This window comes from Sphaerisporangium sp. NPDC088356, assembly GCF_040685555.1.
GTDB lineage: Bacteria > Actinomycetota > Actinomycetes > Streptosporangiales > Streptosporangiaceae > Sphaerisporangium.
Map to the genome: position 1 here is coordinate 1 of NZ_JBFBIK010000147.1, position 16,587 is coordinate 16,587.

Below are 16,587 nucleotides of genomic sequence, written 5' to 3' on the forward strand. Positions count from 1 at the left end.
GTCCGGCCAGGCCAGGACTCACCCGGCACGGCTCAGACCACGCTATCCCACCAGCCGTCCACGGCGGGCGACGCGTCGACGTCGACGTGCTCGCCCGGCCGTGGCACCACGATGCGGGCGTCGCGCGCCTTGGCCTCCCGCCACAGCCGGTCGACCGGCTCGGCCCACGGATGCAGGGCGAGCGTGAACGTGGCCCAGTGCACCGGCAGCAGCAGCTCGCCGCCGAGGTCGATGTGGGCGTTGACCGCCTCCTCCGGGTTCATGTGGATGTCGGGCCAGGCCGGGCTGTACGCGCCGATCGGCATCAGCGTCAGGTCGAACGGCCCGTGGTCGGCGCCGATGCGGGCGTAACCGTCGAAGTAACCGGAGTCGCCGGCGTAGAAGACCCTGCGCCCGGCGCCCGCGACCGCCCAGGAGCCCCACAGCGTGTCGTTGCGTGACAGGGTGCGTCCCGAGAAGTGCCTGGCCGCGGTCGCGGTGAACCGTAGGCCCGCGACCTGCGCCTCCTCTTCCCAGTCGAGCTCGACGATGCGTTCGGGTGGCACTCCCCACTTCTCCAGGTGCGCGCCGATGCCCAGCGGCACGAGGAACGGCGCCGACTGGATGCGGGTGAGCGTGCGCACCGTCGCCAGGTCGAGGTGGTCGTAGTGGTCGTGCGAGATCACGATCGCGTCGACCGCGGGCAACGCGCCGAGGTCCACAGGGACCGGGTGCAACCGCTTGGGCCCCACCAGCTGCGAAGGCGAGACCCGCCTGCTCCACACCGGGTCGAACAGCACGCGCCGTCCCTCGATCTCGACCAGCGTCGAGGCGTGACCGAACCACACCACACCCAGCCCCTCCGGTGAGGGGACCGCCCACGACGGCGCCCCCAGCGGCACGGGGACGGACGGGCGGCGCTTGTCACGCCCGGTGAGCAGCTCCCTGACGAAGTCGGGGGGAGGCCCTGACGGCACACCCGTATCGCCCGGCATGGGGTTGTGGAAGGCGCCGTCCTTGAACCGCGGCGAACGCCGCATGCGGGCGGCCCGCTCCTCCCCCGACTTCAGTGGACGCGCGCCCAGCTCCGCCGGAATGTCGTGCAACGCCCACCCCGCCGCCACGACGGCTCCGCCGGTGAGAACCCGCTTCAGCGTTCGGCTTCCTGCCATCCGCTCACACCCCCAGATCAGCTTCTACCCTGCCGAACCGATCGCGGTGCCGCCGGTGTTCCCGCCCTGGGGTATTTTCCTTCAGCAGCGGGCAGGAGACCATGCGGGACTCGCAGCGGCCCGCCGAGACCGGGGGCATGGTTCAGGCCCGGGGACGAAGCCGGGACCGGGGCATGGGTTCGGCCCCGGCCATGCCGTGCCGGGGCCGAACAGGAGGGATGGTCAGGGGAGCTCGAAGTTCGGCGTGAGGGCGGCGCCGCGGTTCGGGTGGTACAGGTCGTAACCGCGCGGGTCGCACTGGAGTCCACCGTTGATGCAGTGGGTGACCAGGGCGTTGAGGATGGCCATGTTGTCCCACGCGTTGAAGAAGTCGTAGTGCCACGAGTAACCGCGACCGCTGGCCAGCCGCGCCTGGGACAGGTCACCGCTCGCCGGGAACGCGATCTTGAACTCGAGCATCGGCACCGCCACCGGGTGGGTGGCCGGGCAGTAGCCGTTGACGGGGTACGCCATGTGGCTCTTGTGGTCGGCGCTGTCGAGGTCGACCCCGTTCCAGCAGCTCGGTGCCTGGTAGCGGACGTTCACCTGGCTGCCGGCCGGGCAGGAGGTGGGGATGTCCCAGACCTTGGAGATGTCCCCGCACTCGAAGCCTTCGACCGCGCCGGGCGAGGTGCGGAACTGGTCCAGCGTGGCGCTGGGGCTTCCGGCGACAAAGCGCAGGCCCTGCGGGAAGTTCTGCACCCGCCAGTACTCCAGGATGCCGGACTTGTAGTAGATGACCTGCGGGCCCGTCGGCTGGACCAGCGTGTTGCCGTTGTAGAAGCTCGGGAACCAGTAGGCCGACTTGTCGTGCGGGTTGGTGCACGACGTGCCGCCCGCCAGGAGCGACGCCAGGTTGCTGTTCGCGTTGGTCGTCGTGTTGCCGACGAAGGTGTGCATGTGCGAGGCGCCGGGCAGGCCCGGGAAGACGATCGGGTCGTCGGGCCGGTTCTGGGTGAACGAGCAGTTGGCCTGGAACTCGTGGTGCGTCACCAGGTCGGTGAACGTCGGGCTGGGGACCGGCGTGGAGCCGCTGCCGCCCGTGCCGTAGACCTTGAACTCCCAGAGGGAGTAGCCGTATCCGGTGCCGCGCGCGGTGCCGTACATCCGGACGTAGCGGCCGCTGCCGGACACGTTCAGGGTCTGGTTGCCGCCGGTGCCGGTGGTGGTCGAGTAGATGTCGGTCCACGTGGTGCCGTTGGCGGAGGTCTGGATCTTGAAGGCCTTGCCGTAAGCGCCCTCCCAGTTCAGCACGACCTGGGAGACCGTCGCCGTGGCGCCGAGGTCGACCTGGAGCCACTGCGGGTCGCTGTACGCGCTGGCCCAGCGGGTGGTGGCGAGGCCGTCGAAGGCAGCTCCGGCGGGGGTTCCTCCTGCCTCGACGGAGGACGCCGTCGCGGGCCTGCCCTGCGACAGCAGGTTGTCCGCGGCCATGGCGGGGGCGACGATCGCCAGGCCGGCCGCGACCAGCGCGATCAGCGTGGCGGTGACCAGTCCCAGGCGGAACCGGCCTGGACTTCGAGACGGATGCACGGGGCCTCTCCTTCTGATGGGGGGTGTCCTGCCGACGGGCACGGCAGGGTGGGAGAGCGCTCTCCAACGAGATTGGCCGCCCATGTCAATGGTTGTCAAGACACCCGGCTCCACCAATCTGAAACGTCCTGTTCACAACGCCGAAACGGGATGGACCACGATCATCCGCCGGACGGGGAGGGCGACGATCGGGGCTCCCGCTCTCCAGGGGGGCGCCTTCCAGGGGATATACCAGGCCGAGAGAAACTTTCGGCGCACTGAGCAGCACTTTTTCGAGTCGGGCAGGAAAGAGCCTTGACATCCCCGATCTCTCCGGGCAATCTCAACATGGAGAGCGCTCTCCCACTCTCATCCATACGGCCCGGCCCGATATCGACAGACAGCGCCAAAAGCCCGTTGACCATGGGCATCGTCCATCCACCAGGCCAAGACGAAGGCCATCCCACCCCAGTCGTCCTCGCCGGAGCGGCGGGCATAGGTGTGTCAGCCCGCCGGCGCGCGCAGGGCTGAGGACCAGATCCGCCTCGCCGGCCAGGATCGGTGCGACGACCTCCGGCCGCCGCTCGAGATCCAGTGTCGCGTGCATGAAGCACCTGGGCTCCGAGGGTCAACATCGCGCCAACCAAGAGCTGAGCGGGCGCTGTCCTCGCGGGCAGCTTCGAACCCGAGGACGTCGGCCGTCGCGGTGGGTGGACAGAAAGCAAGATTCTGTCATTGTCGAATCATGTCGACACCCGCGTGGGAGCCCGCCCACGGGCAGGAGTACAGGGGGGTCTCCTACCGCCCCCGACGCATACCGGCGACAGAAGGACTGGCCACGGCCGCCGATCTGCGCCGCCGGATGGACGAGCGCCGGTCGGTCCGCCGTTTCTCGGACGACGTGGTGCCCGAGCAGATCGTCCGCGACGCGATCGCGGTGGCGTCAAGTGCCCCGTCCGGCGCCCACCAGCAGCCCTGGACTTTCGTACTGGTGAAAGACTCCGAGATACGGCGGCGGATCCGTGAGGCGGCCGAGGAGGAGGAACGGGTCTCGTACGCCGGGCGGCTCGGCGAGGAATGGCTCAACGCGTTGCGCCCGCTGGGCACCGACGACCACAAACCCCATCTGACGGACGCCCCCTACCTTATCGTCGTGTTCCAGCAGCGCTTCTATCTGGCGGCCGATGGAACCACCCGGAAGCATTACTACGTGGACGAATCCGTCGGCATCGCGGTGGGGATGCTGATCAGCGCGCTCCACCTTTCGGGGCTCGCGGCGCTCGTGCACACTCCGAGCCCCATGCGGTTCCTGTGCGAGGTGCTGGGAAGACCCCGGAACGAGAAGCCGTTCGCGGTGATTCCCGTCGGTTACCCGGCCGAGGACTGCGAGGTGCCGGACCTCGTACGCAAGTCGCTCAGCCAGGTCCTGGTGGAAATCTGACCCCCGTTGAAAGCCCTTCGCCGTCGAACCCGACACTTCGAGCACGTCGTCCATCAGATCAGCCGGGCATCTCGCACCGGCCGGGCATCCGGCCGGCGAAGCTGCCCGGTGAGAGGCCCGGCTATGGCTTCGGACACGAGCAGCCTCGGGACGGCGCCTGGGCGCCTCGCACGTCGGAGAGCCATGCTCGGGGCGAGGAGGAGCCGAACAGGTCGGTGCCGCTGACCAGCCAGTCGGCGCCGACCGCCACGGCCCGGCGGCCGATCTCGCGGGTGACGCCACCGTCCAGCCCGAGCAGGCGGGGGGATCCCAGGGCGGCCTCCCGGAGGGAACGCACGGTGGCGAGTGCCGACTCGTCGAACGTCGCGCCGGCCTGCCCCGGAACGACCGACATGGTGAGAACGGCCAGCTCGCGCGAGGGCACGAACGTCGCCGGGGTGCCCGGGGACAGGGCCAGGGCAGGCCGGGAGCCGCGTCGTTCGATGCGGTCGAGCGCGGCCCGCCACCCCTCGGCCTCGGCGTGGACGATGACGAGTTCGCAGAAGCCGGTCCACGCGTCGAGGCGGGCGAGCGGGTCGGTGACCATGAGGTGGGCCTCGGCGCGCATCCCGGTCTCCGCGGTCATCGCGGCGGCCGTCTCGACCGTGAACCCGCCCTCGCGGGCGAAGAGGCCGTCGGTGGTGTCCCAGTGCAGCACCTCCAGGCCGGCGTCGCGGAGCCGGTGCGCCTCACCGGCCTGCGCGGCGGGGGGGACCGACCAGAGCGAGCCCGCGATCCGCATGCGCTCAGCCACCGGCGGGGTGGTCGTAGGGCTCGCTGAGCACGGCCTCGGCGAGGGCGCGGTCGGTCACCAGGGAGGACAGCAGCCCCGAACGGGCCACGGCGAGCACGGCCTGGGCCTTGTCGGCACCCGCGGCAACCGCGATGACGCGCGGCACCCGCCGGAGCTCCTGGGCGCTGATGGACAGGCACCGCTCGGCGAAGTCCTCCCCGACCAGGCGTCCGTGGCGGTCGATGAGGATGCCGGCGACCTCGGCCTGCACGCCCCTGGTGGCGAGCTCCGCGCGGTCGGCCTCGGACATGACCTCGCGGAGCTGAGAGATCGGCGGGTTCCACGAGCCGACGGCGACCACGGCGACGGTCACGCGGGCGAACAGCCGCATGGCCGCGGCGACGTCGGTCTGCCGCCGGAGGGCCGCCGCGGTCGCCGCGTCCTCCACGACGAGCGGCGCGAAGATCGGGTGCGCCTTGCCGCCGGCGCTGAGCGAGGCCTTGCGCACGACCTCGACGGGTGACTCGGCGAGGTCGGAGCCGACGGCCCCGGTGAGCTGGACGACCGAGACGGGCGGCAGCGAGGTGAGGCCCTCGGTCATCGCGGTGAGGGTCCTGCCCCATGCGAGGCCGAGGACGTCGCCGGCGTGGAGGGTCTCGGTGAGCAGGGTCGCGGCGGCGGCCCCGACCTGGTCGCGCACCTGGACGTCGGTTCCGAGGGTCTCGACGACGATCGCCTCACGGAGCCTCATATGCGTACTGAGCTGCGCGGACATGACGTCGTCGACACATCCGGCGTCCCTTAGAGTGATGGTCACAATACCGGTGCTCTTCGCCTGCTCGAGGAGCCGGGCGATCTTGAATCGCGAGAGCCCGAGCTCTTTGGCGATCTCCACCTTCGAGACGTCATCAATGTAGAAGCGTCTCGCGACGGTCGCCATGAGCCTTCGTTCGGCGGGTGTCACCTTGGCAATGGCGCTCATATGAGCGCTGAAATTGCTCATTCGTTACCTCACTGCGACCACGTGCGCTTGTTAGCGAACTTTACGGACCCTATAGTACACGTATGAGCGTCTATGGCGCTCATATGAGCGAAGCCCGGGAGGGGCAGTTGTGAGATCACGCCGTATGCCGGACGAGGTCGGGATCTTCGGAATCCTGATCCTGGTCGCCCTTGTCATGAGCCTGCTGTCCGGGAACTTCCGGACCGTCGACAACCTGCAGATCCTGCTACTCAACGGCGCGGTCATCGCCTTCCTCGCCCTGGGGCAGACCTTCGTGCTCCTGACAGGCGGCATCGACCTGTCCACGGGGTCGAACGTCGCCATGACGGGCATGCTGGCGGCGGTCGTCATGAAGGCAGGGGCCGGGTGGCCGATCGCCGCGCTGGTGGCCATTGTCGCAGGAATCGCGGTCGGCCTCTTCAACGGCGCGGTCATCCACTACCTGAAGCTTCCGCCGTTCATCGTCACCTTCTCCACCTTCGGGATCGCCGCGAGCATCCCGCAGATCATGACCGGGGCGAAGTCGGTGTCGGTCACCGACCCGATGTTCGCCGTCATCGGCCGCGGCGCCCTGCTGGGCATCCCGATGCCGGTCGTGCTGGTCATCGTCGCCGCCTGCGTCCTGACCTTCTTCCTGCGCAGGACTGCCACGGGCGTGCACATCTACGCCGTCGGCGGCAACGCCGACACCAGCCGACTCGCCGGGATCGGGATCGGGCGCACCACCATGCTGGTCTACGCGGTGAGCGGCCTGTGCGCGGCGTTCGGCGGGCTCATCACCACCAGCAGGCTTATGGTCGGCTACCCCACCGCCGGTTCGGGCAACGAGCTGTTCTTCTCCATCGCGGCGGCCGTCGTCGGCGGCGTCAGCCTGTTCGGCGGCATCGGCTCCATCCCCGGCGCCTTCCTCGGCGCGGTGCTGATCGCGACCGTGTCCAACGGCATGAACGTCATCGGCGTCGACAGCTTCTGGCAGCCGCTCGTCATCGGCGTCATCATCCTGCTCGGCGTCAGCCTCGACACCTACCGTCGCAGGCTCTCACTCTCAGACTTCTCCCGGCTGTTCAGCCGTTCCGGTCCTCCAGGTCCGACAGCGCGTGAACCGCTCGAATCCCTCTCGCCGGGCGAAGGCGCTGTTTCTCTCGAAAACCGGAGGTAATTCCCCATGCATCGACGTTTTTCGCTGGCCGCCGGCGCGGCGCTCGCCGCGCTGACCCTCGCCGGCTGTAGCACCGGGGTCGACACCGGCGCCCAGGCCGGCGCCGGCAAGACCGAGGGCGGCATCCCCCGGCCCGAGGCGTGCTCCGCGGGCTCCAAGTACGTGGCGGTCGCGCTCCCCAACCTCACCAACCCCTACTACGTGGCCATGAAGAAGGGCTTCGAGTCGGCGGGCCAGGCGGCGGGCTTCAAGACCGAGGTCCAGATCGCCAACGACGACGACGCGGCCCAGCTCGCCCAGGTCCAGGCGATGCTGCAGAAGAAGCCGTGCGCGCTCGCGCTCAACCCCGTGAAGTCCGAGCCCGCCGCGGCGATCGTGAAGCTGGCCAACGACGCGGGCGTGCCCGTGTTCATCGTGAACGTCACCGTCGACGACGCCGCGCTCAAGGCCCAGGGCGGCAGCATCGTCCAGTACCTCGGCGCCGACAACGCCGCGGGCGGCAAGCAGGTGGCCGAGCAGGTGCTCAAGGACCTCGGCGCCGACGCCGACCTCAAGATCGGTTTCATCACCGAGCCCGACGAGGGCCCGGTCGTCGCCCGTGACAAGGGCTTCGAGGACACCATCGCCGCGGACGCCAAGGCCAAGGTCGTGGCCAAAGTGGACGGCAACGTCAAGCCCGACGACAGCCTCGCCGCCACCACCGAGCTCCTCCAGGGCAACCCCGGCGTGAACGTCCTGTTCACCAGCACCGGCCCCGCCTCCTATGGAGCGCTCCAGGCCATCAAGAGCGGCGGCAAGAACGTCAAGGTCTACGGCTTCTGCGCGGCCGACGAGCCGCTGACCGACCAGTACCCCGCGTGCGTGGCACAGGAGCCCGAGGACTACGGCAAGCGCGTGATCGAGCAGATCTCCGCCTGGCTGGGCGGCGCCAAGCCCGATGCCCAGATCCTCCGCCCGCTCAAGCTCTACACCAAGGGCCAGACGCCCGCGCCGGGCGAGGTGGGCTGAATGAACGGGCCGACGGCGACGGCCGGAGGGGCGCCTCCCGGGCCAGGGGAGGGCCTGCAGGCCGAGGGGATCGTCAAGCGGTACGCCGGTGTCCCCGTGCTCTCCGGCGTGACCGTCACCGTTCGGCCCGGCGAGGTCGTCGGGCTGGTCGGGCACAACGGCGCCGGCAAGTCCACCCTGCTCAGGACCCTGTCCGGAGCGATCAGGCCGGACGAGGGGACCATCAGCGTCAACGGCGGCCGGTTGCAGCTGACCGGCCCCGCGGTCGCCCTGAAGGCCGGCATCTCGACCGTCTACCAGGAGCTGTCGCTCCTGCCCAACCTCACGATCACCCAGAACGTGTTCCTGGGCCGCGAGCGGCGGCGGGGCGCGGGGACGCTCGACGGCGAAGCCATGCGCCGGGCGGCGCGCGACCTGGTCGGCCGTTTCGGCCTGAGTGTCGACGTCGACCGGCCGCTTGGCCACTACCCGGTGGCCACCCGCCAGCTCCTGGAGATCGCGGTCGCCACCGAGCGCGACACCCGCTTCCTGCTCCTGGACGAGCCGACGACGAGCCTGGAGGGCGAGCAGGTCGACCGCCTGCTCGAACTGATCAGATCCTTGACCAGGGAGTCCGGGCTCGGCGTGCTGCTCGTCGACCACAAGCTCGACGAGCTGTACGCCGTGGCCGACTCGGTCGTGGCCCTGGTCGACGGTGAGGTCAGGATCGCCGGGCCGGTCGAGCAGGTCGACCGGGCGGACGTCATCCGGGCGATCGCCGGTGAGGAGGCCGCCGTGCACCTCGCCGAGGCCGGGCAGTACGACCAGCTCCCGGTGGAGGAACTGGGCGACCTCGCGGCGGGGCGCCCCCAGGGCCGGCGTCCCGTCTCGGCCCTGCCCGACGGGGCCACGCCGAGCCTGCGGGTGCGCGGCCTGCGTGCGCCCGGCCTCACCGACGTCTCCCTCGACGCCTATCCGGGGCGGGTCCTCGGCGTCTACGGCCTGATCGGATCGGGGCGCACGGAGTTCCTGCGCGCCCTGGTCGGGCTCGAAAGGATCGACGCCGGGCGGCTGGAGCTGTTCGGCGAGCCGTACTGGCCGCGCAACCCCTCCCACGCGCGGCGGGCCGGCGTCGTCTACCTCACCGAGGAGCGCAAGGTCGACGGGATCGTGCCCGGATTGGACTCCGGCACGAACGTCGTCCTGCCCGTGCTGCACGGGTTCTCCAGGTACGGAGTGCTGGACCGCCGCGCCATGGCGAGGAGCGCCACTCGCTTCATGGACCAGCTGCACGTGCGCGGCGACCGGAACGCCCCGGTCGTCAGCCTGTCCGGCGGCAACCAGCAGAAGGTCCTCCTGGCGCGTGCCCTGGCGCAGGAGCCCCGGCTGCTGCTGCTGGACGAACCGACCAAGGGCGTGGACATCGGCGTGAAGACCGAGATCCACCGCCTGCTCCGCCGCCTCGCCTCCGAGCAGGGCATGACCGTCGTGGTCGTGTCGAGCGAGGAGGAGGAGATCCTCGACGTGTCCGATGACGTGGTGACGTTCTCGCACGGGCGGTGCGACGGCGGCACCCAGCTCGCCTCCGAGCTCTCGCTGGTCAAACTCCGGCAGGTCGCGTGGGGGGCCGCATGAGCCCCCGCCCCGTACCCGCCTCCCAAGAAAGGCAACAGAGAACCGAGATGGCCGCCGCTGCGAATGATGTGCTGTCCGAGGGCCGCGAAGCCGTACGGCGGGAAGCGGGCGGCGTGCTGTCCGTCGCCGACCAGTTGGACGACAGCTTCGTGGAGGCGGCCCGCCTGCTCTACGACTGCGAGGGCAAGGTGTTCGTCACGGGGGCCGGGACCTCCGGGGCGGTCGCACGGCGCATGGCCCACCTGCTGTCCGTCTGCGGCACCCCGGCGCTGTTCATCCACGCCGCCGACGCCCTGCACGGCACGATGGGAGCCGTCACCGCGGGCGACATCCTGATCGCGATCTCGCGGGGCGGCGAGTCCCGTGAGATCAACGACCTCACCGAGCGCGTACGGGAGCGCGGCGCCCAGGTGATCGCCCTCACCGCGGTCACCGACTCCGAACTGGGGAACCGCGCGGACCTGGTGGTCAAGCTGGAGAGCCCGCCCGGCGTCGACCCAGGCGAGGTGATCGCCATGGGCTCGACGCTCGTCACCGCCGTGTGGGGCGACGCGCTCGCGTACGTGCTGATGAGGCTGCGCGGCTACGGATGGGAGCAGGTGCTGCACAGCCACCCGTCGGGGGCCGTGGGGCAGATCGGCGACGCCCCCGAGCCGCTGCCCGCGCTGACCTTCGACGGGCATGCCGAGGCGGCCGGGGTCGCGAGGGACGTTCCGAGGGGCACGGTCTGACCATGCCCATCGTCGCAGGCGTCGACAGCTCGACGCAGTCCTGCACCGTGGAGCTCCGCGACGCCGAAGACGGCGCGCTGCTGGGGACCGGCCGGGCCCCGCACCCCGTGACGCACCCGCCGCTCAGCGAGCACGATCCCGCCGTCTGGTGGCGCGCCCTGGCCACCGCGCTCGATCTCGCCTGCCGGGACGCGGGCGTACGCCCGGACTCCATCGGCGCCATCAGCGTCACCGCCCAGTGCCACGGCCTCGTGGCCCTGGACGCCGCCGGCCAGGTGCTGCGACCGGCCAAGCTGTGGAACGACACCACGTCCGCGCCGCAGGCGGCCGCCCTGGTGGCGCGCTACGGGGCCGGGAACTGGGTGCGCGCGACCGGCCTGACCCCGACCGCCGCGCTGACCGTCACCAAGCTGGCCTGGCTGGCCGAGCACGAGCCCGGCAACCTGCGGCGCCTCGCCACCGTGCTGGTGCCGCACGACTGGCTGACGTACCGGCTGTCCGGCGAGCGCGTCACCGACCGATCCGACGCCTCTGGGACCGGCTACTACGCGGCGTTCGAGAATCGGTGGCGTACCGACCTGCTCACCGAGCTGGTCTCGCCGGACGTCGACTGGGACGCGGCGGTTCCCCGGGTGCTCGGCCCCACCGAGCCGGCGGGCCGCGTGCCGCCCGAGGTCGCGGCGGAGCTCGGGCTGCGGCCGGGGGTGCTGGTCGGCCCGGGCGGCGGCGACCAGCATCTCGGCGCCGTCGGTCTCGGCCTCCGGACCGGCGACGTCGCCTACAGCCTCGGCACCTCCGGGGTGGTGCTGTCGGTGAGCGCCGACCCGGTCTTCGACCTCACCGGCTGGGTGGACGGCGTCGCGGACGCCACCGGGGGCTACCTGCCGCTGGTGTGCACGCTCAACTCCACCAAGGTCACCGACACCTTCGCCCGCCTGCTGGGCGTCGACGTCGGGACGCTGGGCGACCTCGCGCTGGCCGCCGACCCCGCGGAGGCACGGCCGACGCTGGTCGCCTACCTGGACGGGGAACGCAGCCCCGACCTGCCGAACGCCCAGGGGGTGATGGCGGGCCTGACGACCGCCTCGACGCGTGAGGGCCTGGCGCTCAGCGTGTTCGAGAGCGTGATCTTCGGGCTGGTGCGCGGGCACCGGGCCATCAACGCCGCGGGCGTGCCGACCCCGGGCGAGGTCGTGGCCGCGGGCGGAGGCTCGCGATCCCTCGCCTACAGGCAAGTGCTCGCGGACGTGCTCGGCCGCCCGGTGATCACGCGGGACGCGCCCGAGGCGAGCGCCCGGGGCGCCTGCGTCCAGGCGGCCGCGGTGCTCTCCGGCTCCGGCGTCACGGACGTACGCGACGCGTGGTGCCCGCCTCCTGCGGCCATCGTGAACCCCCGGCCCGGCGGCTCGGCCGCGCTGATGGACCGCTACCTGCTGCTCGCGTCGCGCGTCCGCTGACCGCAGAACCCCGCATCCCGTCCGATTCGTGCCTCGCCGCCCTCACAGATCCGCGCAAAGGAATGGACCCATGACCCTCTACGTCGACTCCGCGGAGCGCTCGGTCGTCGAACCCCTGCTGGCCACCGGCCTTTTCGCCGGTGTCACCACCAATCCGGCGCTGCTCGCGCGCGCCGGGCTGACCCAGGCCGATCTTCCCGCCGTCTTCGCCTGGGCGACGGCCGCGGGAGCGCGGCACGTCTTCATGCAGACGCTGGGCACGACCGCCGGGGAGATCCTCGCGGCGGGCAGGTGGATCCGGGATCTCGGACCTGAGGCGATCGTGAAGATCCCCGCCACGCGGGAGGGACTGGCCGCCGCGCGTGTCCTCGCGGAGGAGGACGTGCCCGTTCTGGTCACCGCCGTGCACCACGCGACGCAGGCGCTGCTCGCGGACGCCGCCGGGGCTCGTTTCATCGCCCCGTACGTCGGCCGGATGACCGACCAGGGCCGCGACGGCGTGGCCGAGACGATCCAGATGCATCGGATCCTGTCCGGGTCGGCCACGCGGGTGCCGTCCGGACCCGGCTCGCGAGAGGTTTCCGTACCCGGCGCACGGTTGCTGCCCGGGGAGGGGACGCGGGTGCTCGCGGCGAGCCTGCGCTCCCGGGAGGACGTCGCGGCGCTGGCCGCCGCGGGCGTGCCCGACTTCGCCCTGAGCGCCCCGCTGTGCGAAGCACTGCTGGCCGACGAGCCCACCATCGCCGCCGCCGACCAGTTCGAGGCCATCGCGGCGCGCCAGAACTGACGCCCGGGGCGACGGTCTCGGGGCGGCGAACCTGGGCGGCGCGCCGCCAGTCCCGCGCCCCCGCATTGATCCGGTGAATTCCGTGCCGGTGGGAACCTCCCGCTGTACACCCTTCAGCGGGAGCGTCGCCCTTTATAGCATGCGTGGGCCTTAGGACCCTCGGTTCAGTTCGCCGAGAACAGTTGAGTTCAATTCGTTACCGGCTCTTAATGCTTTCACAGTGCCGGGCCGTCGGAGTCGAGCTCCGTATTCCGCGAGTTCCGCATTCCCGCTCGCCGATCGACGGATTGGCGGACAGGTGGCGGGCCATCTATCAGGCGTGCGAACAGCGGGTTTGGGGCCGGCCGAATTGTCGGGCCCGCAGGCCGCGCTCCACCAGGTGGCACACCGCCCCGCCGCCTCGGCGACCGGCCCGCCGAATTCTCATGAGTCTCATCCGGACCAGAACTTTATTCAACTCATGACAGATTCAATAATTCAGTTATACGATCGCCATTCGTGGCTGAAGTCGATCACTCAGGCCTGCGACTGGCCGACGACCTGTTCTTTGTCATGCATGACGACATAACCGGTCGAATGCGGCTGGCTCCCCGGCTGACCGGGCTCGCGCTGGCCGCCGCCGTCGTGGGCGAGCTCATGCTGGCCGGGCGCGTCACCGTAGGCCTGGCCGCGGGACAGGTACGGCTCGCCCCCCTCGGCACGGCGCCGACCGGCGACGCGCTCACCCAGAGCGCCCTTGACCACATCGTCGCCGAGCCCTCGCATCGGTTCCGCATCTGGCTGCAGTTCTTCGCGCGTACGGCATATGCCGGCGTGGCGGCCCGGATGACCACCGCTGGGCTGCTGCGCCCGCCCAGCGGGCGCCTGGTGCGGAGGCGAGCGCCGGTCGACGCGAACACGGCGGCGTGGCCACTCGGGCGCCTCAACCTGGCGATCAGGCGCCGGCAGCCCCTCGACCCTCAGGACGGCGTCCTGCTCGGACTGCTCGCCGCGACCGGTGGTGGCCGGCTCGTCCTGTGGGAACAGAACCCCGCGTACCTGTCCAGCTCGCTGTCCGCCCTTCCGCTGCCCCTGCGGGAACTGGTCGCACAGACCGAGGCCGCTGTCGGCGACTCGGTCATCAGCCGGCGGTGAACCCCCTCCCAGGAAGTTCCGCCACTTCCGGACGGCCGGCCGAAGTGGTGGCCGCCGGCCACTGACCTCCGGGACTGTCGCAGGCACGCGCTAGGGTCCTGCGGTGAGATGCCGCACATGACGCCGGGGAGCATACGGTGACCGTGCTCGCGAAGCCGTGCCTGACCGATGTGGAAGCGTCCGTCGAGCAGCTGGTGTTCGTCCGCGACGACGAGTACACGGTCGCGCGCATGAGCGCCGAGGGGCTGAGCGGGTTCGTCGCCTCGGGCCGCGCGCTCGCCGGGGTGCAGCCGGGCGAGACGTTGCGTCTCTCCGGCGACTGGGAGGAGCACCCGCGCCACGGCGGCCGCCTGGTGGTCACGCGGTGCGAGCGGGTGGTCCCCTCGACCGTGCGCGCCATCAGGCTCTACCTCGGCTCGGGCCTGATCCGCGGCATCGGGCCGAGGCTCGCCCACGCCATCGTCAGCCATTTCGGCCAGGAGACGCTCACCGTCATCGACACCGAGCCCGAGCGCCTCACGGAGGTCGTCAACATCGGCGCCGCGCGGCAGGCGCAGATCATCCAGGCATGGGCGGAGCAGAAGGCGGTCGCCTCGCTGATGGTCGTCCTGCAGGGCTTCGGGATCAGCCCGCTGCTCGCGGCCAAGATCTACCAGGTGTACGGGAACGACTCCAACGACGTCCTCGTCTCCGACCCGTACCGGCTGATCGGCCAGGTCAGGGGCATCGCCTTCCACACCGCCGACCGCATCGCGCTGCGATCGGGGGTGCCGGAGAACAGCCCGCGGCGCATCAAGGCGGCGGTTCTCGACAGGCTGGAGGCGGCGGCAGCCCGCGACGGACACTGTTTCCTGCCGCTGCCCGTTCTCGTCGCCCAGGCGGCGAGCCTGGTCGAGCAGGACGATGAGCCGATCCGCCGGGCCGTCGACGCGCTGGTCGCCGAGCGCCGGGTCGTCGCCGAGGCGTCGCCGGCCGACCCGGGCCAGGTGGTGGTGTACTCCAAGGAGCAGCACAGCCGCGAGGTCGCGCTGGCGGCGCACCTGACCCGGCTGTGGCGAGCGCGCTCGACGCTGCCGCAACGCCCGTTCACCGAGGACGAAGGGCTCGACGAGGACCAGCGGATCGCCGTGAACCTCGCCCTGACCAGCACCCTTTCCGTCCTCACCGGCGGTCCGGGCTGCGGCAAGAGCCACACGCTGCGGGTGGTCGCGGCGACCGTGCGGGCGATGGGCGGCACGGTGACGCTCACCGCGCCGACGGGCAAGGCGGCCAAGCGCCTGTCGGAGCTGACGGGCCTGCCCGCGATGACCGTGCACCGGCTGCTCGCCCAGCAGCCCGAGCGGGAGGAGGGCACGCTGTTCCAGCACTCCCCCGCCGAGGCCGATCTCATCGTGGTCGACGAGGCGTCGATGCTCGACCTGCAGCTGGCCACCCGGCTGACGGCCGCGATCCCGGCGGGCAGCCACCTGCTGCTCGTCGGCGACGGCGACCAGCTCCCGAGCATCGGCCCCGGAAGCGTGCTGGCCGACCTGCTGCGCGTGCGGGAGGTCCCGCGCGTCCGGCTGACCCGCGTCTTCCGGCAGGCGAAGGACAGCGGCATCGTGCAGGCCGCCCACCGGATCCGGGCGGGCGAGCTGCCCGCGCTACCGGGCCGGGGCGGCTTCTGGTTCGAGGAGCTCGACGATCCCGACCGGGTGGCCGAGCGGGTGGTCCACCTGGCCACAGTGGCGATCCCCCGCAAGCAGAACATCGGCAGCGACCAGGTCCAGGTGCTGTGCCCGATGCGCAAGGGCACCACAGGGGCCGCCGAGCTCGGCCGCAGGCTGCAGGAGCGGCTGAACCCTCCGCGCGAGGGCGCGGCCGAGCACTGGTCGGGCCCGTCGGTCTTCAGGGTGGGCGACCGCGTCATGCCGATCCGCAACAACTACGACAAGGGCGTGTTCAACGGGGAGACCGCCACGGTCACGGCGGTCAACCCTCAGGAGCGGCTGGTCGAGATCCGCACCCACGACGGGGAGAGCGTGGAGTACGCCTTCGACGAGCTCGACGAGCTGACCCACGCGTACGCGATCAGCGTGCACCGCGCCCAGGGCAGCGAGTATCCCTTCGTGGTGGCGCCGATCGTGGCCGAGGCCAGAGGCGTCATGCTGCGCCGCAGGCTGCTCTACACGCTGGTCACCAGGGCGAGGTCCTGGGTGGTCCTCGTCGGCCAGCGCGAGGCGCTGGAGATGGCGGTGCGCCAGCTCGGCTACCGCAGGAACACCGGGCTGGCCTCCCGGCTCGCCCTGGGCATGGCCGGCGCCTGAGAGATCCGATGTCTTTGGTTCGCCCCTCGGGAGCGAATGATCCCCCTTTCCCCTAGACCGATCCATTTCGGGGCGCTGAGCTGCGTGTTCTCTCCGACGGAGCATCGCGACGTTTCCGCCGCATTATTCAAGTATTGCGTTCACATGTCAGATCCTGTCAGGATGCTCGCAAGCGGTCCGATGTTAATTCGGCGATGACATTCACCGCTGCGTGTCTACTGGTGGCGTTCTGTCGAGATAGAGCCCGATCCGCAGGGAAAGGGCCGTGGAGCTCTTCCTGGTGACGCGGCGCGTGCTCATCGCCGTCCGGCCTGCCCGGCTCAGGCCGTGATCAGCGACGACCGCCGATCGAGCGTCCGGGCTCTGACCGACACCACCTCCAGCGGGCGCGGCGTGCACGAACAGTCGCTCTTACCCGAAGGAGTTCACGTGGCCGTCTCGCGTCGGAGGTTCATGACTTCGGTGGTGTCCGG

At 70.8% G+C, this 16,587-nt stretch carries 13 protein-coding genes; 9 read left to right on the forward strand and 4 right to left on the reverse strand.

What is annotated here, in order from left to right:
* Nucleotides 1-32: 32 nt before the first annotated feature.
* Both AB0O34_RS32885 and AB0O34_RS32890 read right to left on the reverse strand, forming a co-directional pair.
* On the reverse strand, nucleotides 33-1,151 hold the full coding sequence (locus AB0O34_RS32885) for an MBL fold metallo-hydrolase (RefSeq protein ID WP_363922181.1): 1,119 nt from the start codon (nucleotides 1,149-1,151) through the stop codon (nucleotides 33-35).
* A 222-nt stretch (nucleotides 1,152-1,373) separates the two neighbouring features.
* Nucleotides 1,374-2,723 carry a DUF1996 domain-containing protein gene (locus AB0O34_RS32890; RefSeq protein WP_363922183.1) on the reverse strand — a complete coding sequence of 450 codons (1,350 nt, stop codon included), beginning with the start codon at nucleotides 2,721-2,723 and terminating at the stop codon, nucleotides 1,374-1,376.
* 724 nt (nucleotides 2,724-3,447) lie between these two features.
* Between AB0O34_RS32890 and AB0O34_RS32895 the strand changes: the two genes are divergently transcribed.
* Nucleotides 3,448-4,143, forward strand: a complete 696-nt coding sequence (locus tag AB0O34_RS32895) for a nitroreductase family protein (RefSeq protein ID WP_363922185.1) — start codon at nucleotides 3,448-3,450, stop codon at nucleotides 4,141-4,143.
* Between the two features lie 121 nt (nucleotides 4,144-4,264).
* On the opposite strand, the gene AB0O34_RS32900 is transcribed toward AB0O34_RS32895, so the two are convergent.
* Nucleotides 4,265-4,936 (reverse strand): hypothetical protein, encoded by a 672-nt coding sequence (locus AB0O34_RS32900; RefSeq protein WP_363922187.1) that lies wholly within the window; start codon nucleotides 4,934-4,936, stop codon nucleotides 4,265-4,267.
* Nucleotides 4,929-5,918 carry a sugar-binding domain-containing protein gene (locus tag AB0O34_RS32905; RefSeq protein ID WP_363922189.1) on the reverse strand — a complete coding sequence of 330 codons (990 nt, stop codon included), beginning with the start codon at nucleotides 5,916-5,918 and terminating at the stop codon, nucleotides 4,929-4,931. Before AB0O34_RS32905 ends, AB0O34_RS32900 begins: the two co-directional genes overlap by 8 nt.
* Before the next feature lie 109 nt (nucleotides 5,919-6,027).
* Here AB0O34_RS32905 and AB0O34_RS32910 point away from each other — a divergent pair, with 109 nt between their 5' ends.
* From AB0O34_RS32910 to AB0O34_RS32945, 8 genes are all read left to right on the forward strand, one after another.
* Complete coding sequence (locus AB0O34_RS32910; protein WP_363922191.1) at nucleotides 6,028-7,077, forward strand: ABC transporter permease; 1,050 nt, start codon at nucleotides 6,028-6,030, stop codon at nucleotides 7,075-7,077.
* A gap of 6 nt (nucleotides 7,078-7,083) precedes the next feature.
* The gene (locus AB0O34_RS32915) at nucleotides 7,084-8,085 is read left to right on the forward strand and encodes a substrate-binding domain-containing protein (protein ID WP_363922193.1); all 1,002 of its coding nucleotides are present in this window, start codon (nucleotides 7,084-7,086) and stop codon (nucleotides 8,083-8,085) included.
* Entirely contained in the window at nucleotides 8,086-9,699 is a 1,614-nt protein-coding gene (locus AB0O34_RS32920) for a sugar ABC transporter ATP-binding protein (RefSeq protein WP_363922195.1), read from the forward strand.
* A gap of 47 nt (nucleotides 9,700-9,746) precedes the next feature.
* Entirely contained in the window at nucleotides 9,747-10,430 is a 684-nt protein-coding gene (locus AB0O34_RS32925; RefSeq protein ID WP_363922197.1) for an SIS domain-containing protein, read from the forward strand.
* Between the two features lie 2 nt (nucleotides 10,431-10,432).
* Complete coding sequence (gene xylB / locus AB0O34_RS32930; protein WP_363922199.1) at nucleotides 10,433-11,887, forward strand: xylulokinase; 1,455 nt, start codon at nucleotides 10,433-10,435, stop codon at nucleotides 11,885-11,887.
* Between the two features lie 70 nt (nucleotides 11,888-11,957).
* Nucleotides 11,958-12,674 carry a transaldolase family protein gene (locus tag AB0O34_RS32935; RefSeq protein WP_363922201.1) on the forward strand — a complete coding sequence of 239 codons (717 nt, stop codon included), beginning with the start codon at nucleotides 11,958-11,960 and terminating at the stop codon, nucleotides 12,672-12,674.
* Nucleotides 12,675-13,172: 498 nt separating this feature from the next.
* Entirely contained in the window at nucleotides 13,173-13,808 is a 636-nt protein-coding gene (locus tag AB0O34_RS32940) for a GPP34 family phosphoprotein (protein ID WP_363922203.1), read from the forward strand.
* 137 nt (nucleotides 13,809-13,945) lie between these two features.
* Nucleotides 13,946-16,114, forward strand: a complete 2,169-nt coding sequence (locus AB0O34_RS32945) for an ATP-dependent RecD-like DNA helicase (protein WP_363922205.1) — start codon at nucleotides 13,946-13,948, stop codon at nucleotides 16,112-16,114.
* Nucleotides 16,115-16,587: the final 473 nt, after the last annotated feature.

Coding starts and splice junctions, on each gene's coding strand:
- AB0O34_RS32905 (WP_363922189.1), bottom strand. CDS start 5,918: ATGAGCAATTTCAGCGCTCATATGAGCGCCATTGCCAAGGTGACACCC.
- AB0O34_RS32895 (WP_363922185.1), top strand. CDS start 3,448: ATGTCGACACCCGCGTGGGAGCCCGCCCACGGGCAGGAGTACAGGGGG.
- AB0O34_RS32885 (WP_363922181.1), bottom strand. CDS start 1,151: ATGGCAGGAAGCCGAACGCTGAAGCGGGTTCTCACCGGCGGAGCCGTC.
- AB0O34_RS32920 (WP_363922195.1), top strand. CDS start 8,086: ATGAACGGGCCGACGGCGACGGCCGGAGGGGCGCCTCCCGGGCCAGGG.
- xylB (WP_363922199.1), top strand. CDS start 10,433: ATGCCCATCGTCGCAGGCGTCGACAGCTCGACGCAGTCCTGCACCGTG.
- AB0O34_RS32925 (WP_363922197.1), top strand. CDS start 9,747: ATGGCCGCCGCTGCGAATGATGTGCTGTCCGAGGGCCGCGAAGCCGTA.
- AB0O34_RS32935 (WP_363922201.1), top strand. CDS start 11,958: ATGACCCTCTACGTCGACTCCGCGGAGCGCTCGGTCGTCGAACCCCTG.
- AB0O34_RS32915 (WP_363922193.1), top strand. CDS start 7,084: ATGCATCGACGTTTTTCGCTGGCCGCCGGCGCGGCGCTCGCCGCGCTG.